Consider the following 20570-nt stretch of genomic DNA (forward strand, 5'->3'; position numbering starts at 1 on the left):
CGATGTGACCTTCCTCTTTATGGGCGCTATCGCGGCCTTTGGGTTCATCAGCGCGATGATCCTATGGCCTGCGAATGACCCGCAGGTGATGGAACATGACCACAGCGACCTACCACCCGATCACCCCCACCTACGGGATCACGGCAAAATCCACTCTCACCCCCTGATCATCGATGACCTCCACCGCCATTGGCCGCGTGGAGCATAGGGCCGCCAGAGCACTTGAACGACCAAACGCTCTGGCAGTCATTTTCGTCCTCAGTTGATCCCGTTAGCGCGCTGCAATTCGCGGACATATGCAACGATCGCAGTCAAATCACTGTTCGTCACTCCCGCTTGCGGTGGCATGTTCCCAAAGGGCCAATGGTGCGCCTGCACTCCGTTCTGAACAGCCATCAGAAACGCCATATCGCCATGGTGATTGGGTTCATAAATTGGGTGAATCAACGGCGGCCCAAATCCCATCTTGCCCGTCGCATTGCTACCGTGGCAGGTGGCGCAAACCGCATCAAAGGCAGTTTTGCCGAGCTGCGCTTGAGCCGACAATTGATCGGGCACTACAATACTGACAAGCGGAGCCCCCTCGGGAGGGAGCGCAGAGCCTGCGGTCGAGGGTGCAGGTGTTTCGGGAATTGCCAGATATGCAGCAACGGAAAGGGCAGCGATTGCAGCGCCCACAATAAGTAGTTTTTTCATGATCATGTCCTGAATGGCCCTGCACTGACACAGGGTTGAAAAGCCATGGAACCGCGAGGGCTCCGTTTGATTTCAAATGATCAGGCGCGTGGAGGTGGCAGGTCTGATTGTGGACGCAAGCTCTGCCATGAGGGTCCCGCCTGCACTGGATGTGCAATCGCTATCGGCTCAGTCGGCCGAGTGTCCACATTTGGAACTATTGCATTGAACAGCCCACAGTGACCTTTTGCACAAGACATCCCATGGTCCGCAGCGTTGTCCATGTCATGCGCGCTATCAGGACAGGCATCGCAATCACTCATCGCCATGTCATGCCCCGAATACGCCTGCGTCATGCTCGGCAAAACAAGCATGGCCGACGTGAGCAGCAACAGAAGGGCAAAGATAAATCGCAAAACGATTTCCATTGTTCAGGCCCCAAACTATGGCCCCGTTTGTCGGCTCCGGTCAATGGGACGTGGCGTTGATCACGACATTGGGAAGGGTGGTCGCCCTGCTACCTATCTCGAGGATGGTCCTGTATGGCTGTTTCGGCCATTAGTATTAATTGTCAATGACTACCTCATTGACATTTGTCGTAGTAATCTAGGGACCGCTTTCGGGACCATTTCCCGGGAAAAGCTTCTCCCTAACTCTCTATATTCCCATAAGAATTTGCGATAGTCGATTGCCCTTCAGCGGCACCAGTTTTTCTGGAAGAGTATTGAGCTATTGTTTCTAGTGGATTCAGTCCGCCAGAGACTCAGCCCGCCACATCAGCGCCGTTACATTCAACCGATGCCAATGGTGCGGTCATGGCAAAGATGTCGACCAGACCGCAGTTGCCTTTGACCAGGTCTTCGAGCGTGACGAGGTCAAGCTCGTGAAAGAACGCCTCGAGTGCGCGGCCGATGGCGACGCGAAGGCGGCAGGCTTTTACCAATGGGCAGGTGTTTGTGGCTTCAGAGAAGCACTCGGTAAAAGGAACGTCCGCTTCAAAAATGCGGAACACTTCGCCGATGTTGATTTTGGCCGCGTCCCGCGCCAACCGAACCCCGCCAGTGCGACCGCGCGTTGCGTCCACGAACCCGTTCACATGCAGCGTATGAACGACCTGCGCCAAATGGTTGGCCGAAGCATTACATGCATCCGCAATGATGGACGATGGCGTGATCTGGTCCAAATGTGTGCCGCAATACATCAAAACACGTATCGCAAGGTTTGTGCGTGTGGTGAGGCGCAACTGAAACTTCCTCTTATCAACTGATTAGAGGTCAAAAATCACGTTTCTGTGCGCCCGTAACTGATCCAGATCAGAATCTTGGTGCGTTTTCGCGGAAAACTATAGTCTGATATGCAGAATTTGCCCTGATCCGATTATATTCGGATCAGAGCTGAGGCATTAGATAACGGCCTCGAACAGCGCGCGAACGTTTGCTTCGTTCAGTTCGACGGGGTTGCCGCCGCAGGACGGATCGGCCAGTGCTGCAGGAACCAGTTCGTCGATCTTGTCCAAAGTTGCACCCATTTCGCGAAGTTTGCGCGGGATGGCGAAGCTGTCGTTGAACTCTTGGACAAAGCTGCGGAACCCGTCAAAGCCACCGGACACGCCGATATAGCTGGCTGCGCGATCAAAACGATCAGCGATCAGCGGCGCGTTCAGCTCGAGAACGGCAGGCATACAGACAGCGTTGGTTGTGCCGTGATGGGTGTTGAAAACTGCGCCGATCGGGTGCGACAGCGCGTGAATAGCGCCGAGGCCCTTTTGGAAGGCCACAGCCCCCATCGCAGCCGCTGCCATCATGTTTGCGCGGGCCTCAAGGTCGGTGCCGTCTGCATAAGCGCGAGGCAGGTTTTCGACGACCAAGCGCATTCCTTCGAGCGCGATACCTTGGCTCATCGGGTGATAGAACGGGCTGCTGAAGGCTTCGACACAGTGAGCAAAGGCATCGAGGCCCGTGCCTGCGGTGATGAACTTCGGCATGCCGACGGTCAGTTCAGGGTCGGAAATCACAACGGTCGGCAGAACCTTCGGGTGGAAGATGATCTTTTTGACGTGTGTTTCCGAATTGGTGATGACCGAGGCGCGGCCCACTTCGGACCCTGTGCCAGCAGTCGTCGGAACCGCGATGATCGGCGCGATCGCGTCCGCATCCGCGCGGGTCCACCAGTCGCCTATGTCCTCAAAGTCCCAGATCGGACGGGTTTGACCTGCCATGAAAGCGACCATTTTACCGAGGTCGAGGCCAGAGCCACCACCGAAGGCAATCACGCCGTCATGACCACCCGCTTTGTAGGCTTCAACGCCTGCAGCGAGGTTCAATTCGGTCGGGTTAGGGTCTACTTCGGCGAAAATCGCGCGGCCGAAACCAGCCTCGTCCATGATGTCCAAGGTCTGCTGTGTGATCGCCATGCTGGCAAGACCACGGTCCGTTACCAAGAGCGGGCGCGTGATGCCTGCTTGGGCCAATGCCGCAGGAAGCTCTTTGATCCGGCCTGCGCCAAATTTCACAGCGGTCGGATAGGACCAGTTACCGATGAGGTTCATTTCGTCACCTTCTTGAGATGGTAGGATTTTGGACGTGTGAGGTTATGGTAGCCGATCACGGACAAGCCACCGCCGCGACCCGTATCTTTGCAGCCCGTCCAGCACAAACCTGGATCGAGGTAGTCCGCTCGGTTAAGGAACACAGTGCCCGTTTCGAGCTGATCGCCCACGGCCTGCGCGCGCTCCACATCTTGGGTCCAGAGGGACACCGTCAGGCCGTAGTCGCTGTCGTTCATCAGCGCGACGGCTTCGGCGTCGGACGAAACCTTCATGATGCCAACGACAGGGCCGAACGACTCTTCACGCATGACGCGCATGTCGTGGGTGACGTTGGTCAGGATTTGCGGCGTCAGGTAAGCTGCACCATCGTCACCTTCCATTGTCGGGATATGGGCAACGGCACCAGCCTCAACAGCCTCTGCGATCTGCGCACGGACCTCTGTTGCAAAGCGGACGTTGGCCATCGGGCCAATCGTCGTGTCGCTGTCCATCGGATTGCCGAGCTTGTAGCCCTTAACCACCGCAACGGCCTTTTCGACAAAGGCATCATAGAGGCTTTCGTGGACGTAAATCCGTTCGATGCCACAGCAGCATTGACCAGAGTTGAACATCGCTGCGTCAACCAGCGTATCAACGGCTGCATCCAGATCGGCGTCCTCCATGACGTAACCTGGGTCTTTACCGCCGAGCTCTAGGCCAACACCCGTAAAGGTGCCCGCCGCAGCGCGCTCCATCGCCTTGCCGCCGCCAACAGAGCCTGTGAAATTCACAAAGTTGAAGGCGCGACCTGCGATCAGATCATTGGTTGTGTCGTGGTCGAGGAAGACGTTGATGAACACGTCCTCTGGCACGCCAGCGGAGTGGAACGCCTTAGCCATACGTTCGCCGACCAGTAGGGTCTGCGTCGCATGTTTGAGGATAACAGTGTTACCCGCGATCAGCGCAGGCGCGACCGTATTGATCGCTGTCATGTAAGGGTAGTTCCACGGGGCCACGACGAACACGACGCCATGCGGAACACGTTTGATGTAGCGTTTAAAGGTCGCGTCTTCGCCCACTTGCATGTCCGCAAGGCTGCTTTCTGCGATCTGCGCCATATAGCTCGCGCGTTCTTCAAAGCCGCGGAATTCGCCACCGTAGCGCACCGGGCGACCCATCATATGCGCCAGTTCTGGCACGACTTCATCATTCATCGCGCCAACGGCAGCGACGCCGGCCAGCACCAGATCAATGCGTTCCTTAAGCGGACGCGCGGCCCATGCGGCCTGTGCTGCACGAGCGCGTTCGGCGACGGCAAAAGCCTCATCGCGGCTCAGCGTATCACGGGTGGCGAAAACCGACCCGTCGATGGGCGAAATACACTTCAGTTGCCCTGTCATAGTGTCCTCATAGGGTTAAGAGCGTTCAAAGCCGCGTGCGACTTCGTAATCAGTCACGACGCGGTCAAAATCTTCGATTTCTACTTCTGCGGCGCGGGCGTAATGGTCAACGGCCCAGTCACCGAATGCTTCGCGGAGCATGTCAGATTTCACCAATGCAGACCGAGCATCGCGGAGCGTTTGCGGGATCGACTCGACCTCTGCGTCATAGGCATCCCCAGTGAATGGCGCGCCGAGGGTCAGGCCCTCTTCGATACCTGCGATACCAGCGGCAAGCTGAGCCGCCATCGCGAGATATGGGTTCAAATCGGACCCACCCACGCGACATTCAACACGAACGCCTTTGGTGTTTTCACCGCACAGACGGAAGCCCGCAGTACGGTTATCGACCGACCAGATGATCCGCGTCGGAGCAAAGGTGCCTTTCTGGAACCGCTTGTAGCTGTTGATGTAGGGCGCGAGGAAATAGGTGTAATCCGCTGCGTATTTCAGCAGACCCGCCATGTAGGATTTCATCACCGCCGACATGCCGCGTTTGTCTGCGGGATCATAAAACGCGTTCGCGCCGTCTTTCCAGAGCGACTGGTGAACGTGAGCGGAAGAGCCGACCTTGCTATGGTGATACTTCGCCATAAAGCTCGCCGCGTGGCCGTTCTGCCAAGCGATCTCCTTGATCGCGTTCTTGGCGATGGTGTGGTAGTCGGCTGTCAGCATCGCTTCGGCGTATTTGATGTTCAGTTCTTCCTGGCCCGCCTCGGCCTCACCTTTCGAGTTTTCGATTGGGATACCAGCGGCGTAAAGGTGATTACGGATCGGGCGCATGACGCCTTCTTCCTTGGTCGTTTGGAAGATGTGGTAGTCTTCGTTATAGCCCGAAATAGGCTCTAAATCGCGGAAATCGCTCTTGCGGATGTGGTCATAGCTCTTCTCAAACAAGAAGAATTCAAGTTCGGTCGCCATCATCGCGGTATAGCCCAACGCCTCAAGCCGTTTGATCTGCTTTTTCAGCATCGCGCGGGGGGAGTGTTCGACTTCTTTGTGGGTGTGGTGGTCGATCAGGTCGCACAGAACCATCGCTGTGCCTTCGAGCCACGGCACAGGGCGGATCGTGCTTAGATCAGGCTTCATCACGTAGTCGCCATAACCCGCTTCCCACGAGGTCGATGCGTAGCCGTCAGGCGTTGCCATCTCTAGGTCGGTTGCCAGCAGGTAGTTGCAGCAATGGGTTTCTTCCCACGCGCTGTCGATAAAATGCTGGGCATGGAACCGTTTGCCCATGAGGCGACCCTGCATGTCGATACCGCAGACCAAGATGGTATCGTAAGTGCCGTCAGATACCCGAGCCTTGAGCGTGTCGAAGTCTAGCATGGCGATGTTCTCCGTCGTTTAGATGCCCTGCCGATGGGATACCGGCAGGGCGATTGCTCTTAGCTGTAGCGGTAAGGACGGCCAGCTTTGGCCATGTCCGCGTTGTATTTTTTGATGATTTCAACAACGCGCGCTTTGGTCGGGGATTCTGCGGCGATCTCGTCCCAGAATTCCATCGCTTTGGCTTCGACGGTTGCCCATTCAGCATCCGGAATCGAGGTGAGCTGCATCTTGGTGCCATTGACGCGCAGCGATGCTTCACCGCCCCAATACCACCATTGACGATAGTAGTGCGACTGGTCGGTGCAGACGCGGAACAGGGTCTGGAGATCCTCAGGCAGTTCGTTCCAACGATCCATGTTCGCAAAGAACGACCCTGCCCAAGCGCCAGAGATGTTGTTTGTGAGGAAGTAATTGGTCACGTCAGCCCAGCCAACGGTGTAGTCTTCGGTGATGCCCGACCACGCAATACCGTCCAGTTCGCCTGTCTGCATCGCGACTTCCACGTCTTCCCACGGAATAGTCACTGGAACGACGCCGAACTGGGACATAAAGCGGCCAGCCGTCGGGAAGGTAAAGATACGCTTGCCCTGAAGATCAGCGAGGCTGTTGATCGGGTCTTTGGTTGCAAAGTGGCAGGGGTCCCACGAACCAGCCGAGATGTGTTTGACGCCAACCTTGGAGTATTCTTCGTCCCAGATTTCGTTCAGGCCGTATTGGTTGAACAGCACTGGCACGTCGAGCGAGTAGCGTGATGCGAAGGGGAAGTAGCCGCCGAACACGGTGACTTCTGTCGGGGACGCCATGGAGTCATCGTCCGACTGCACCGCATCAATGGTGCCGCGCTGCATGGCGCGGAACAATTCGCCTGTCGGAACCAGCTGGTCTGCAAAGTAGAGTTCGATCTGCATGCGGTCGCCTGCGATCTTGTTGAACATGTCGATTGCGGGTTTCACAACATGCTCAGCCAGAGCCGGACCCGCATAGGTCTGCATCCGCCAAGTGATGGTCGATTGAGCAATAGCCGGAGCCGCGAGTGGCGTTGCCAATGCGCCGACACCAGCGGTGGCTAGAAACTTACGTCTTGTCGTCATTTCTCTTCTCCTTGTTGGGGTTGATCGGCCCTGTTCAGGCTCTTTTATTGGTTAATTTCCGTAAACCGAGTTTGGCAGCCACATCGCGATGTCGGGAATGATCATCACAAGAGTAAGTGCCAGCACCATCAGCATCACAAACGGCACGATGGAGCGGTAGATATCGCGAAGTCCGATCTCTGGCGGGGCCATGGCCCGCATAAGAAAGAGGTTATAGCCAAACGGCGGGGTCATATATGCGATCTGCGTGGTGATCGTGTAGAGAACGCCATACCAAATTAGGTCAAAGCCTAGTTGATCCACCAGCGGCACATAGAGCGGCGCCACAATCACCAGCATTGCCGTATCGTCTAGGAAGGTGCCCATGATGATAAAGCTCAGCTGCATCAGGATCAGGATTGTCCAAGGGCTCAGGTGCATTTGTTCGGTGAACAGGTCTTTGATAGCGTTCACCGCGCCCAAGCCGTCAAAGATCGCCCCAAAGCCGAGCGCGGCTAGAATGATCCACATGAACATGCACGAAATGCCCAAGGTCTGCTTGACTGAAGTCTCAAAGACCTCTTTCGTCATGCGGCCTTTCAGAACGGCGGCAACAAACGCTGCCATCGCGCCAATCGCAGAGCTTTCCACCAGCGAGGTCCAGCCGTTCACAAACGGCACCATCATCGATGCAAAGATCACCAGCGGCAGAACACCAGCGCGCAGCAGGCGCATCTTTTCAGCGGTCGAGACATTGCGCTCATCCTCGGGCAGCGCAGGGCCGAGGTCGGGATTAATGCGGCAACGGATGTAGATGTAGATGATGAACATCGCGGCCATCATCAGACCAGGCACCACACCAGCGAGCCACAGTTGCCCGACGGGCTGACGCGCGATCATCGCATAAAGCACGAGAACAACAGAGGGCGGCACGAGGATGCCAAGCGACGATCCCGCCTGAATAACGCCCGTCACCATGATCTTATCGTATTTGCGCTTTAGCAGTTCAGGCAGCGCAATCGTTGCACCAATCGCCATGCCCGCGACCGACAAACCGTTCATTGCAGAGATTAGAACCATCAGGCCAATGGTCCCGATGGCCAACCCGCCGCGCACGGGACCCATCCAAACGTGGAACATCTTGTAGAGGTCATCAGCGATCTTTGACTCAGACAGCACGTAGCCCATGAAAATGAACATCGGCAGCGTGAGCATCGGATACCATTTCATCAACTTCATCGCGGCTGAGAACGGCACGTCTACACCGCCCACACCCCAGAGCATCATGCCCGCGGCAGCACCAACAAAGCCGATAGCCCCAAAGACGCGCTGCCCTGTAAAGAGCATCACCATCATGGTGCTGAACATCACTATGGCGATCATTTCATAGGACATCAGAGTTCAACTCCACGAATGCGGCCAATATCTCGGAAGAATTCGGCAAGGACTTGTAGGATCATTAGGAAAACGCCTGCAGCGAGGATCAGCTTGATCGGCCAGATGTGAGGACGCCACGCGGTAGAGCTTCGTTCTAAATAGCCCAGTTCCTCGCCCGCTGCTGTCGGTCCGCCAGTGACAAAGGCGACGATCAGATCTTTGAAATAGGTGATCGGCTCGGTGCCGAAATATCCCAGCGAATAGGACAAAGACCCCAGCGCGCCATAGAGAAGCACGCCCAAATAAAAGAGCAGGAAGAACACGGTAAAGCCGTCCATCCACGCTTTCTGTTTGGTCGACCAATTGCCGTAAAACAGGTCCATCCGCACGTTTGACCCGAGCTGGATCGAGTATGGCCCGCCCAAGACATAGTAAGCGACCATGATGAATTGTGCTGTCTCAAGCGTCCAAAGCGACGGCGTAAAGAAGGTCTTGGACACCGACGACCAGAGCAGAACGCCGATCAGGGCGAAAATCCCATACATCGCAATCCGACCGATAAAGCGATTAATCGCGTCAATCCCGTGGATGTAGCTTACGATCACACTAGGCATTCATGACCTCCAAACTGGCGAGTGCCGGACGTAAAAGTGCCAAGAGTTGATGCGCCACATCGCGCTGGGCATCAGGTGTATCGATAAGGTCATTGCGGACCTCGATCATCACATTGGCGATGCCGTTAGAAATACCATGCAAGCGCAAAGAATGGGTTACACCATCGTCCGGTCCATAGGGCTGGTTGCGTTCAACCCCCAACTTAATGGCATCGGATTGCGCGATCATCGCATCGGCGAGCCGTGTATCGCTGTCGTGCAGGATACCGATCTCAGTCGCACGAGGTTTCCCGAAATAGATCGGGGTAAAGCTGTGCATTGTCACGATCGCCATCGGCTTAGTGCGGGTCGAGATGGCCTCGGCCACCGCTTCGCAGAAGGGCGCATAGACGGTTTCGGTCCGTTCGTCCCTTTGTTCTTGGGTCAGGCCGCGGTTGCCGGGCACTTTGATCAGTTCAGAGGTTTCAGGCATCGCGCTGGGCGCTTCGGGCGGGCGATTGCAGTCATAGACCAACCGCGACACTGCTGAGGCGACCAAAGGTGCATCCAAGGCAGCGGACAAGATTTGGGCAACGGGCAAGGCACCTGGGTCCCAGGCCGCGTGGCTTTTGCGGTCGTTTTCCGCCAAACCAAGGCCATTATACCGTTCGGGAATAGCGTGTGACGCATGTTCGCAGAGAATCACGACCGGAGATTTTCCCTCCGGATTGAACACCTCAACCGCCGATGTTCGTTGCGTTTTCGCCGCTTGGTTCATGCGATTTCCCTGTCGTTTGTAAAAATCTTTCCACACACTTTGCCAATGCGTCAATAATTTTCCTAAACGGTGGTGTTGAATCTTTTCTTGCGGTTTGATCAATCGCAGCGTCTGCTTAGGAAAGCAGCATTTGTGAAAGCGAGGCGTTGTGTCTGAACCCAAAACCACCGTGCGCGAACTGATCCGCGAGAAATACGCAACCCTCACCGCGTCCGAAAAGAAGCTCGCCAATGCGCTGTTGGAAAACTACCCAGCGGCAGGGATCGCCTCTATCACGGTCGTGGCGCAGAACGCGGATGTCTCGACGCCGACCGTGGCGCGTATGGTGGGAAAACTCGGGTTCAAGGGCTTCCCACAGTTTCACCAGTCCTTGCTGTCTGAATTGCAGGCGAAGGTTCAAGGTCCCACCCAGCGCCGCGCGAACTGGGCGACCGAGGCGCCAGAGTCACACCTTCTGAACCGCTTCTCTCAGGCGATCACGCGCAACCTCAGTCAGACACTATCCAACGTCGATCACGATAAATTCGATAAGGCTGCAGGGTGTTTGGCCGATACGAACGGGCGGCTCTATATCGTGGGTGGGCGCATTACGCGTGCCTTGGCCGAATACGCCTTTACCCACTTCCAAGCGATCCGCGAACGCGTCACCCATATGACCAGCTCGTCCGCGACGTGGCCGCACTATGTGTTGGACATGGTCAAAGGCGATACGCTGCTGATGTTCGACATTCGCCGCTACGAGACGAACCTCCTCCGCCTCGCCGAACTTGCCAAAGAGCGCGGCGTTACGGTCATCGTCGTGACCGACCAATGGGCAAGCCCGATCGCCAGCATTGCGGACTATACGTTTAACTGCTGGGTCGAAATTCCCTCGGCTTGGGACTCAAACGTTTCAACGATGATGTTGCTCGAAACCTTGATTGCTGCGGTCCAAGAGGAGAACTGGCCGCGTGCTAAGGATCGTTATGAACGGCTCGACGAAATCTTTGAAGCCGCACGCCTGTTCCGTAAACCCTAGAGCGCGATGATGTGGTTGTCCCAGTTCACGGGATGCTGGGCAATTTGCGTCGCGATGCCATCTCGAACGGCGGCGATATTGCCGAACCCATCGCTGGACAGATAGCCGTCTGCACCCGCGACCAGACCACACACATCAGGCTGGATAACCGCTCCAAGGAAGTTTCCGTTGTCATCAAACCGATGCAAACGGCCGCCCTTGGGCGATGAAATCGCAACCTCGGAACCGTCGGGGGCAAAGGCAATAGACCCCGCGTAGCCTTGCATCGGATATTCGTCAGATAAGGGCGCTTGGGCCAGAATAGGGTCTGATCCGCGACGATGAAGCCCCAACAACGGCGGTAAATAAGACGGGTCATCCTGCCACTGCATCGCAAAGGCTACGAGGCCGTCATCGCGCACTGCCAGATGGCGGATGGAGTTGAAATGCAGGTCCGCTTCGAGCTTGACGATCTCTTCCACACCATCCAGCGTCAGATATACGAGGTTCGGCTGCATCGCGCCAACATTTAGCGGCGTCCGCCCACCGGGGTCCGTTTGAATGCCTCCGTTCGCTACGACCAGCGTCAGCATGTCTGGCATCAATCGCACATCATGCGGGCCTACCCCATAGGTGTCCATTTCACCAAGGCGAGAATAACCGTTCTCGGCATCCCATAGCCCCAATCGCCCCGCGCTATCGCTAGAACGCTGCTCTGTTGTGATCAGAATACGGCCATTGTCGACATAGAGCCCATGACCATTGAAGTGGTTACCCTCGGGGGCATGCAAGTGTTGGAGAATTGATCCACTTACGCAATCAATCACTATCGCATAGTTCCCCGGACGACGGGCAAAGGCGACGGCGATGGGCTGTGTTGGGTGACCTGCGCCAGCATGTCCTCGTGCGGGCAGTGGAACCCGAAATGTGATCGCGCCCTCAGGTGTGAGGCCGAACAGTGCGTAATCGTCCCCTTTTTTCGCGGCGGCGATATAGGACGGGCTGCCCACGCTTGCCCATGTTAGACGAGGCGTCGCTGCGGCAGCTAAAAACGTGGTTAAAAAGCGGCGGCGTGTGGTCATATCAATCCCCGTCAGAGGTGTTAAAGCCCACTGAAATACCCAAGACAGAGCCTATTTCGTTCGAAATCGCGTTCTTAACCCCATCAACCTTCTGGCCGAGGATTTGCAGCTTTAGCCAGCTTTGGGAGTTGTCCGCGATATCGGAAAAGCTCGGGTCAGGGATGGCGTTCGCTGCGTCGTGGAATTCGGCAACGGCCTGCGCTGTAGCAGGCAAAGGTGTGCCCATGAGTTCGACCGCTTGGGCATATGCCGTATCGACCGCCAGCACGATATTGCGAAGCGAACGGTCGGATCGCCATGCCTCGGCCCGTGTTGGGCGCGGACGGGCAAAATCGGCTAGTGGCCGACCCACGCGACTATCGGCGGTGAATTCGAGTGAGTTCACGATCTGCGAATAGAGCGTCGCAAACGCATCGGCATCGGACACAATGGGCAGTGTTTCCCCGTCGCCCTGCCCTTGGATGATCAGCGCATAGCGATCCTGCCAGTCCGTCGCCTGTGCGTGCGCCTCGCGGGCAATGTCAGCGGCGACGCGTTGGACATAGGCACAGGTGTAACTATCGGCATCGTAGCCATCGAACCGGTCGTCAAAAAGTAGCATTTCGAGCGCGAACAAACCACGGCCTGCGATCGAAGACTCGGCAAAGCCTTCGGCATCGTTGATCAACGGGTCAGTGTCCGCAATCATCGCAGAAAGCGTCTTGGCCGTGAAACCACGCTCATCGGGCCAAAACGCGATGTACAGGGCACCATTCTCGGTCGGTCCGATCCGCAAATGTTGAACGCTCATCCAAGCGTCAAACACTGCGTTATACTGCGGACGCATCGTTTCAATACCGCAATCTGCGGTAGCCATTTCGGCCATTTGGGCTGCAACAGTGTCGAATTTTGCGAAATCTGGCAGCACGTTGTTCGACATGACCGACGCGACATCCGCCGCCGCAGGCGTTGCGCAAATCAGGGCAAAGGCGAGTGGGCGTATCATAGGCTCTCCAAGAAACGGATGAGGGCGTCGCGGTCGTCTTTCGGCATGGAAACCACTGCATCGCGATGCGGTTGTGCCTCACCACCATGCCACAAAACAGCCTCAAGCAAGGACCGCGCACGACCATCATGCAGGAAATAGGTATGACCGCTGACCTGTTCGGTCAAACCAATCCCCCAGAGCGGCGGCGTCCGCCATTCGGTGCCCGTTGCGCGAGCTTCGGGACGGTGATCGGCGAGGCCTTCGCCCATGTCGTGCAGCAACAGGTCCGAATAAGGCCAGATCAGCTGAAACGACTGCTCTGGCTGATCCTCCAATCGAGCGGTGACGAATTTTGGAGTGTGACATGCGGTGCAGCCCGTTTCGTAAAAGATTTCTTTACCGAGAAGCACCTCTGGATCATCCAAATCGCGCCGTGCAGGGACCGCCAAATTGCGAGAGTAGAAGGTCACCAGATCAAGCCTATCCGTATCAATTTCCAACCCGTCATGCGCCTCATCACCACCATCAATCGCTGCACGGCACGCGACCTGAGTGTCGGTGCATTCGCCCCACCCAGTGGGGTGCAGCGGGTTTGAAATGCCGATATCACCCGCAAACGCATCGGCGGACTGCTGACGAATGGTCGGAGCGCCCGCTTTCAGGCCGAAACGACCCAACATTGGCTGATCAAATTCGGTAGACCAAACGATATTGGCTCGACCGGAAATCCCGTCACCATCGGCATCATTTTCATCCACATGGGCGAGGATATCCACCGCTGGAATCGCTTCCAAAAGGCCAAGTCCGATCATCTGTGGCGCAATGCGCGGCGACAACATCGCTTCAGGGTGAAGGTCGCCATATCCGAGGTCAGCAGCGCGGTAGGTTGGGTTGCGAAGCGTCACCACTTCGCCGCCAGCCAGTTCGACCTCGATGTCCTCGTATTCAATGTCGAGTCGGTATTCCGCATCGTGGCCTGCGATTCCGAAATCTTGGAGCTGTAGCCCATAGGTCGGATCAGGTGCGGTTGGTATAAAATCGGATATGGCCTTGATCACCTCGTCATCTGACGCGGGGATCGAGATGCGCAGGAACATTGAAATCGCGTTGTCGTTCGGGCCTTCGGGCGGATGGCCACGACCGTCCTTGAGGTGGCAATTCTGGCATCCCCGCGCGTTATAAAGCGGCCCTAAACCGTCAGAAGCGAGCGTCGATGATGGGGCCGAAACCCATATTTTCCGAAACAGCCCGTCCCCGACTTTAAAGTCCAGTTCACGTTCAAAACTGATGTTGCCGGACGGTTGCGAAAACGCGTCAGAGGTCGAATGGACGCGCACCGTCGCGGCACCAGCGGGGCGTTCTTCGAACCGTTCAGGGGTCGTGAAATCCGTCGTCGGCTGCACAATTGCTGCGATACGCGCCGCTTCCGCCGCGGTGCGTGGCACTACGTTCAGGTGAAGGTCGCTGACCTCTTGGGCAACCGCGGCAAAGGGTAGGGTGGTGGCGAAAACAACTGAAGCAAATTTCATGGTAAACCTGTGGTGTAGAGGGCCGCGCAGCGCGCGACCCCCGATAGTGGATTATTGGAATACGGCGTTCGGATCGTCGAGGCTGTCTGACCCCTCGAACGCCACATTGTGCAGGGACAACGCGCCGACAATTTTCTCAAAGCTGCGAGTTTGGTCGATCAAGCCATTCACACCAGCCATGATCAGCGCCTCACCTTCAGCGTTCTGACGGTCGAGCATCTGGTCATACGCCATGCCGTTTTCGGCTGCAGTTACGATTGCGGTCAGGGCACCCATGGTGGCGTCCAGTTTGCCACGCACTTCGCTATCCAGCGCTGGGTTAACAGCAGCGACCAAAGAGGTCAGGCCAGGGCCCTCGACAACGGTGCCATCAATACGTTCGTAACGACCGAGATAAACGTTCTGCACGCCTTTTCCGTCGTAATAGTGACTGTTGTGAGTGTTGTCCGAGAAGCAATCGTGCTCTTCCTCAGGGTCGTTCAGCATCAGCCCTAACCGCATCCGCTGACCTGCTTGCTCACCATAGGACAACGACCCCATACCCGTGATCATTGCGACGATCCCAGCGTCTGGATCGGCAAGCAGATCAGTCCGCGCCGCACCATCTTCGTCCCACTGGTCGATGATGAATTCGAGGTCAGTGATCAGGAGGTCGGTCGCGGCAGTTAGATAATCAACGCGGCGATCACAATTGCCGCCTGTGCAACCGTCATCTTGGATAAAGTCGGTATAGGGACGATCACCCGCACCAGCATCAGTGCCGTTCAAATCCTGACCCCAGAGGAGAAACTCAATCGCGTGATAGCCACGGGCAACGTTAGTCTCGATTCCGTCGGCTTCGTTCAGCACCTCACCGATCAGTTCAGGTGTGATCACCGTTGCGTCCACATCCATGCCCGCGATCGAAAAGGTCGGGTTCGCAATGACGTTGAGCGCGGCGAATTCGTTCTCATCCGTTGGACCGCCATAAGACGCGTCCACGTAGTCCATCAAACCTTCGTCGAGCGGCCAAGCGTTCACTTTGCCTTCCCAATCGTCCACGATCGGGTTGCCGAAGCGGAACACTTCGGTCTGCTGGTAGGGTACTCGGGACGCGATCCACGCGGTCCGTGCCGCATCTAGGGTTTCGACAGAAGGCGCAGCAACGAGCGCATCAATTGCATCCTGAAGCGCCAGCGCGGTCACGAGGCTATCTGAATATCCAGCGAGAGCAATATCGGCGTAATTGGACAAAACGTTCGCGCGTTCATCCGCCAAAGCGCTCGTTGCGGTCAGGGCGAGAGTGGCTGAACCGGCTAAAAATGATCGATACATGGTGGTCCTTTCAATGCAGCTAAACTGACTGGCGAGTCAGAATGGCCATTACCTGACTAAAAATATAAGGATTGTCAATTCTGACAATTTAAGTCGGTTTATTTTGGATTGTGTCAACTCCTCAAATACGCGTCAGGGCAATTGCGCGGAGCCGTAACATTCGTCACAAGTTCTGAACCCCAAGGAGAAATCCCATGCTGGATGCAACAGTCCGAAAACTCATTGATCCGCCTCTGAATACGGCTGGGACAATTCTCGCGCGGTCGGGTGTTTCGGCAGATTTAGTAACGATTATTGGATTGTTGCTTGGCCTCACCGCAGCAGGTTTTATCGCCACGGGTGGGAATACTTGGGCCTTGATTTTTATCGTGCTTAGTCGGGTTGCCGACGGTCTGGATGGCGCAGTTGCAAGGGCCAGTAAGCGCACCGACTTCGGCGGTTACCTCGACATAACTTGCGATTTCCTGTTCTACGGCGTGATCCCGATGGCCTTTGTCATCGCTGATCCAGCGACTAATGGAACCGCGGGTGCCATCCTCCTGACGTCTTTCTATTTCAACGGGGCGAGCTTCCTCGGCTATGCGATCCTTGCCGAAAAGCGCGGCCTAGAGACCGCTGCGCAGGGCGTGAAATCGCTATATTATTCTAACGGTCTGCTCGAGGGCACAGAGACCATTGGGTTTTTTGTCCTTCTGTGCATCTTTCCTGCCAGCTTCCCAATCCTTGCTCTCATTTTTGGCGCGCTATGTTTTCTAACCGGTGCTTTGCGCCTCTTTGGCGCGCGTCGTCTCTTTGTTTCATGAAAGGAAACGCGATGAATTATCTTAGCCTTGCTTTGGCATGTGTTCTCCCAACCGTCGCTCTGGCTGATCCAAACCCATCCGACTGGGCCGCTGTACTCGATGAGGCACAAGGCCAAACGGTCTATTGGAATGCGTGGGGCGGATCGACTGCGACGAACGACTTTATCGCGTGGGTTGGCGATCGCGTTTCAGAGGACTACGGCGTTACGCTCGAGCACGTAAAACTCAGCGACACGGCTGACGCTGTGACCCGCGTTCTGTCGGAAAAGCAGGCTGGTCAAGACGACGACGGCGCTATCGACATGATCTGGATTAACGGATCAAATTTTGCGTCGATGAAAGACGCGGGCCTCCTCTTTGGTCCATTTGCCGAAGACCTACCGAATTGGACCTATGTAGACACTGAAGGTAAGACCGTTCAGACAGACTTTACCGTGCCTGTTGAAGGATACGAGAGCCCTTGGGCGATGGCGCAGGTGGTGTTCATGTATGACACGGCGGATATGGCTCCGCTGGGTGATATGAACGCTTTGCTCGACTGGGCGGTTACACATCCCGGACGCTTTACCTACCCGCAGCCACCAGATTTCCTCGGCACAACGTTCCTCAAACAGGCGCTGGTCGATCTGACTGACGACACTGCGGTCCTGTCGCAACCCGCCACGGATGAAACCTACGCTGAGGTTACGGAACCGCTCTGGCTTTGGCTCGATGAGCTGACGCCGAACCTCTGGCGGCAAGGGCAGGCCTATCCGCAAACTGGTCCAGCGCAGCTACAATTGATTGCTGACGGCGAGGTGGATTTGGCGATTTCCTTTAGCCCAGGCGAGGCCTCGACAGCGATTGCCAATGGCCAGTTGCCCGATACCGTGTGGACTTTCGTTTTGGATAAAGGAACGATCGGCAACGCCTCATTCGTCGCGATCCCTTACAATTCGGGATCAAAGGCGGGCGCGATGGTCGTCGCTGATTTCCTCATGTCCCCCGAGGCTCAAGCCCGCGCCCAAGATCCGAATGTCCTCGGCTACGGTACCGTGCTGGATATGGCGAAATTGTCTGACGATGAACGCGCTGTTTTCGATAGTCTTGACCTAGGCGTTGCGACCCTGACACCAGCCGAGCTTGGCACGGTGCAGGCTGAACCTCATCCGTCATGGATGACCCGTATCGCTGACGATTGGCAACTTCGGTTCGGCAATCAATAAGTGGCCCGAGCGCTGGTCATTCTCATTATGATCGGGCCAGTGATCGCTGGTCTGATCGGGGTGATCTTGCCAGCTCTTGGCTACTTCCCTGCGGCGGGCGCCAATCAGTTCAGTTTAGAGCCTATTCGCGCCCTATTCGCATGGAACGGCCTCGCGTCCGCCATTCGACTGTCCATCACCACAGGTCTATTTGCGACGGCGCTCTCTTGTCTGATCGCACTTGGTTTCACCGCGTCTATGATGGCGTCACCTTGGTGGCGGCGGGTTCAGTCGATACTGGGACCGTTGCTTGCCGTGCCACATGCGGCGGCGGCATTTGGGATGGTGTTCTTGATTGCACCATCGGGCTGGATCGCGCGTGCGCTGGCACCCATCATGGGATGGGACAGACCGCCCGACCTGCTCATCGTAAATGACCCGTGGGGCGTGGCGCTCGTCCTCGGTCTGGTGATCAAAGAAGTTCCGTTTCTTCTTCTCATGATTATCGCGGCCCTACCGCAAGCCGATGCCCCATCGCGGCTAAAGGTCAGCGCGTCACTCGGATATGGGCCAATCGCGGGGTGGATCCTTGCGGTGCTACCTGCCGTCTACAAACAAATACGGCTGCCGATCTACCTCGTCTTGGCGTTCTCAATGTCGGTCGTCGATGTTGCGCTGATCCTTGGTCCGACTACGCCCAACACCTTAGCGGTCCAAGTCCTGAAATGGATGAACGACCCCGATATATCGCTCCGAAGCCAAGCGGCTGCGGGGGCAATCCTTCAATTCGGATTGATCTTCGTTGCGATTTTGACCATGCGGGTATTCGAGCGTTTGATGGGTGGACTGGGGAAATGGCTCATCACAGGTGGGTTTCGTTTGGCCTTGTTAGAGCCGTTCCGCGTGCTGTTGCAATGCCTCGGAACGACGGTGTTCATAACTCTATTTGTCGGTCTTTGCGGTCTGTTGATGTGGTCAGTTGCGGGCTTTTGGGCCTTTCCCGACCTCGTGCCAAACAGCATCTCAATGTCGAACTGGGCCCGCCATTCCGATGGTTTGCTGGACCGATTGGGGCAAACGGCGATCATCGGATTCTCTGCGGCAACGATCGGACTAGTGGTCGCGGTCCTTTACCTTGAATCGACCCGAACATTGCCAAATTGGACCATTTTTCTCCCCCTTATCATTCCTCAAGTCGCATTCTTACCCGGTGTCCAAATTCTATTGTTGAACATAGGGCTAAAGGGCGGCTTGGCGATCGTGATTGCAGCGCATATGGTCTTTGTCCTGCCCTATGTGATCCTGACCTTAGGCGGCAGCTATCGCGCATGGAACCGCGATTTCGCGCGTGTGGGTCATGCCCTTGGAGCTTCACCCAGCAGGGTCTTTTGGCACATTCGTTTGCCCATGCTTTTGGCGCCGCTCGTGTCTGCTTTTGCGGTCGGCTTTGCGGTTTCCGTAGGGCAGTATTTGCCGACGTTGCTGATCGGAGGTGGCCGCATCTCAACGCTCACGACCGAGGCCGTGGCGCTGGCTTCTGGTGGTGATCGACGCGCGATTGCGGTCTTTTCAGTGTTGCAATTGCTGGCCGCTCTGGTGCCTTTTGTGATCGCTTTGGGTCTTCCAATGATCCTTTGGCGCAATAGACGAGGAATGTCGCATGGCTGACGGATTGGGGTTGAGCAATGTCGCTATATACAGGGGCGAAACGCTCTTGTTGTCCGTTGATACCCATATCAATCGAGGTGAGGCGCTGACGATCATGGGGCCGTCAGGTTCTGGTAAATCGACGCTCCTGTCCTACATCACTGGGTCGCTTGACGCTGCCTTTACGGCGAAGGGCAACGTCACCCTTGATGGTGAGAATATCGACACTAAACCAGCCCATTTACGTCAAATCGGGATATTGTTTCAGGACGATCTCTTATTTCCGCATATGTCGGTCGGCGCGAACCTGTCGTTCGGACTAGATCGTTCCATCCCGAGAGCGGAGAGAACAGATCGCATCAACGCCGCACTCGACTCCGTCGGGCTTGCTGGGTTTTTCGATCGTGATCCAGCCACGTTGTCGGGTGGGCAAAGGGCGCGCGTCTCACTCATGCGTACACTTTTATCTAACCCCAAGGCGCTCCTCTTGGACGAGCCCTTTTCACGGCTCGATCAGGATTTGCGACAGCAGGTGAGGGAACTGGTTTTCAATCACGCCAAGGCGCAGTCCTTGCCTGTGTTATTGGTGACCCATGACATGGAAGACGCTCAGGCGGCTGGCGGAGCAATACTGAGGTTAGACCGTTAGCATCTTTCTAAAGAGCTGGTCGAGGTAGGCATCAGCACCAGGGAACGGGTCTACGCCACCCAAAACGGCACGCACTTGCACGTCAAAGTCAGCGTAGTGCTGCGTCATCGCCCAAATCGAAAAGATCAGGTGATAGGGGTCGACGGGTGCGATTTTCCCCGCATCGCTCCACTCGCGGATAAGAGCGGCCTTTTCATCGACGAGAGGCTTCAGACCGTTGGTCAGATCGTTGAGGATACGCGGGGCGCCCTGTAGGATTTCATTGGCAAAGAGGCGGCTTTCACGCGGGAATTTGCGTGCCATCTCCAATTTGCCATGCACATAGGCGAGGATCTCTTCGACGGGATCGGCATCCGCTTTCATCGCACGCAACGGATCGAGCCATGTATCCAGCAAACTCTCCAACAGTTCGACGTGGATCGCTTCCTTTGATGGGAAATAATACAAGAGGTTCGGCTTCGAGAGACCAGATGCCTCTGCAATCTGGTCGAGCGTTGAACCGCGGAACCCGTATTGGGAAAAAATGCCCAAAGCGGCGTCCAAAATCGCGCCGCGGTTCCGTTCTTGAATACGTGTGCGTGTAGTAACTTTTGCCATACTTAAGATC

19 protein-coding genes and 1 pseudogene are annotated in these 20570 nt (G+C 56.2%); 6 read left to right on the forward strand and 14 right to left on the reverse strand.

Annotated elements, in window-relative coordinates; genetic code table 11:
• Positions 1 to 208, forward strand: a pseudogene (locus AC1QQ2_RS05765) (MFS transporter); the annotation flags it as partial.
• 50 nt (positions 209 to 258) lie between these two features.
• Here AC1QQ2_RS05765 and AC1QQ2_RS05770 read toward each other — a convergent pair.
• The 9 genes from AC1QQ2_RS05770 to AC1QQ2_RS05810 all read right to left on the reverse strand — a co-directional run bounded on the left by AC1QQ2_RS05770 (position 259) and on the right by AC1QQ2_RS05810 (position 9791).
• The gene (locus tag AC1QQ2_RS05770) at positions 259 to 696 is read right to left on the reverse strand and encodes a c-type cytochrome (RefSeq protein WP_479712419.1); all 438 of its coding nucleotides are present in this window, start codon (positions 694 to 696) and stop codon (positions 259 to 261) included.
• A 742-nt stretch (positions 697 to 1438) separates the two neighbouring features.
• Positions 1439 to 1918 carry an RrF2 family transcriptional regulator gene (locus AC1QQ2_RS05775; protein WP_105236216.1) on the reverse strand — a complete coding sequence of 160 codons (480 nt, stop codon included), beginning with the start codon at positions 1916 to 1918 and terminating at the stop codon, positions 1439 to 1441.
• Between the two features lie 159 nt (positions 1919 to 2077).
• Positions 2078 to 3223 (reverse strand): iron-containing alcohol dehydrogenase, encoded by a 1146-nt coding sequence (locus AC1QQ2_RS05780; protein ID WP_479712420.1) that lies wholly within the window; start codon positions 3221 to 3223, stop codon positions 2078 to 2080.
• Positions 3220 to 4602 (reverse strand): aldehyde dehydrogenase family protein, encoded by a 1383-nt coding sequence (locus AC1QQ2_RS05785; protein WP_479712421.1) that lies wholly within the window; start codon positions 4600 to 4602, stop codon positions 3220 to 3222. Before AC1QQ2_RS05785 ends, AC1QQ2_RS05780 begins: the two co-directional genes overlap by 4 nt.
• A gap of 15 nt (positions 4603 to 4617) precedes the next feature.
• Positions 4618 to 5970 carry a glutamine synthetase family protein gene (locus tag AC1QQ2_RS05790; protein WP_479712422.1) on the reverse strand — a complete coding sequence of 451 codons (1353 nt, stop codon included), beginning with the start codon at positions 5968 to 5970 and terminating at the stop codon, positions 4618 to 4620.
• A gap of 59 nt (positions 5971 to 6029) precedes the next feature.
• Positions 6030 to 7064 (reverse strand): TRAP transporter substrate-binding protein, encoded by a 1035-nt coding sequence (locus AC1QQ2_RS05795; RefSeq protein WP_249946225.1) that lies wholly within the window; start codon positions 7062 to 7064, stop codon positions 6030 to 6032.
• A 51-nt stretch (positions 7065 to 7115) separates the two neighbouring features.
• The gene (locus tag AC1QQ2_RS05800; protein WP_479712423.1) at positions 7116 to 8438 is read right to left on the reverse strand and encodes a TRAP transporter large permease; all 1323 of its coding nucleotides are present in this window, start codon (positions 8436 to 8438) and stop codon (positions 7116 to 7118) included.
• Positions 8438 to 9034 carry a TRAP transporter small permease subunit gene (locus AC1QQ2_RS05805; RefSeq protein WP_479712424.1) on the reverse strand — a complete coding sequence of 199 codons (597 nt, stop codon included), beginning with the start codon at positions 9032 to 9034 and terminating at the stop codon, positions 8438 to 8440. Before AC1QQ2_RS05805 ends, AC1QQ2_RS05800 begins: the two co-directional genes overlap by 1 nt.
• Positions 9027 to 9791: an N-formylglutamate amidohydrolase gene (locus tag AC1QQ2_RS05810; protein WP_479712425.1), complete on the reverse strand. Its 765-nt coding sequence runs from the start codon at positions 9789 to 9791 to the stop codon at positions 9027 to 9029. The genes AC1QQ2_RS05805 and AC1QQ2_RS05810 overlap by 8 nt, the downstream gene beginning before the upstream one ends.
• 148 nt (positions 9792 to 9939) lie before the next feature.
• Here AC1QQ2_RS05810 and AC1QQ2_RS05815 point away from each other — a divergent pair, with 148 nt between their 5' ends.
• The gene (locus AC1QQ2_RS05815) at positions 9940 to 10809 is read left to right on the forward strand and encodes a MurR/RpiR family transcriptional regulator (protein WP_067551751.1); all 870 of its coding nucleotides are present in this window, start codon (positions 9940 to 9942) and stop codon (positions 10807 to 10809) included.
• On the opposite strand, the gene AC1QQ2_RS05820 is transcribed toward AC1QQ2_RS05815, so the two are convergent.
• Genes AC1QQ2_RS05820 through AC1QQ2_RS05835 form a run of 4 tightly spaced genes read right to left on the reverse strand, consistent with a single transcriptional unit; the run spans position 10806 to position 15680 of the window.
• Complete coding sequence (locus tag AC1QQ2_RS05820; RefSeq protein WP_479712426.1) at positions 10806 to 11870, reverse strand: DUF1513 domain-containing protein; 1065 nt, start codon at positions 11868 to 11870, stop codon at positions 10806 to 10808. The genes AC1QQ2_RS05815 and AC1QQ2_RS05820 overlap by 4 nt on opposite strands.
• A 1-nt stretch (position 11871) precedes the next feature.
• Positions 11872 to 12855, reverse strand: coding sequence for an imelysin family protein (locus AC1QQ2_RS05825; protein ID WP_479712427.1), 984 nt, complete (start codon positions 12853 to 12855; stop codon positions 11872 to 11874).
• The gene (locus tag AC1QQ2_RS05830; protein WP_479712428.1) at positions 12852 to 14366 is read right to left on the reverse strand and encodes a di-heme oxidoreductase family protein; all 1515 of its coding nucleotides are present in this window, start codon (positions 14364 to 14366) and stop codon (positions 12852 to 12854) included. Before AC1QQ2_RS05830 ends, AC1QQ2_RS05825 begins: the two co-directional genes overlap by 4 nt.
• A gap of 51 nt (positions 14367 to 14417) precedes the next feature.
• Positions 14418 to 15680 (reverse strand): imelysin family protein, encoded by a 1263-nt coding sequence (locus tag AC1QQ2_RS05835; RefSeq protein WP_479712429.1) that lies wholly within the window; start codon positions 15678 to 15680, stop codon positions 14418 to 14420.
• 194 nt (positions 15681 to 15874) lie between these two features.
• Here AC1QQ2_RS05835 and AC1QQ2_RS05840 point away from each other — a divergent pair, with 194 nt between their 5' ends.
• The 4 genes from AC1QQ2_RS05840 to AC1QQ2_RS05855 are packed head-to-tail and all read left to right on the forward strand — an operon-like array spanning position 15875 to position 19963.
• Entirely contained in the window at positions 15875 to 16483 is a 609-nt protein-coding gene (locus AC1QQ2_RS05840; RefSeq protein ID WP_479712430.1) for a CDP-alcohol phosphatidyltransferase family protein, read from the forward strand.
• A gap of 11 nt (positions 16484 to 16494) precedes the next feature.
• Positions 16495 to 17688, forward strand: coding sequence for an ABC transporter substrate-binding protein (locus AC1QQ2_RS05845; protein WP_479712431.1), 1194 nt, complete (start codon positions 16495 to 16497; stop codon positions 17686 to 17688).
• Positions 17689 to 19335 (forward strand): ABC transporter permease, encoded by a 1647-nt coding sequence (locus tag AC1QQ2_RS05850; protein WP_479712432.1) that lies wholly within the window; start codon positions 17689 to 17691, stop codon positions 19333 to 19335. It abuts the gene before it with no gap.
• Complete coding sequence (locus AC1QQ2_RS05855; protein WP_479712433.1) at positions 19328 to 19963, forward strand: ATP-binding cassette domain-containing protein; 636 nt, start codon at positions 19328 to 19330, stop codon at positions 19961 to 19963. The genes AC1QQ2_RS05850 and AC1QQ2_RS05855 overlap by 8 nt, the downstream gene beginning before the upstream one ends.
• Here the strand turns inward: AC1QQ2_RS05855 and AC1QQ2_RS05860 are convergent.
• Positions 19952 to 20560 carry a TetR family transcriptional regulator C-terminal domain-containing protein gene (locus AC1QQ2_RS05860; RefSeq protein ID WP_105236233.1) on the reverse strand — a complete coding sequence of 203 codons (609 nt, stop codon included), beginning with the start codon at positions 20558 to 20560 and terminating at the stop codon, positions 19952 to 19954. The genes AC1QQ2_RS05855 and AC1QQ2_RS05860 overlap by 12 nt on opposite strands.
• Positions 20561 to 20570: the final 10 nt, after the last annotated feature.

It is taken from the genome of Aestuarium sp. (genome assembly GCF_023253315.1).
Classification (GTDB): domain Bacteria; phylum Pseudomonadota; class Alphaproteobacteria; order Rhodobacterales; family Rhodobacteraceae; genus Marivivens; species Marivivens donghaensis.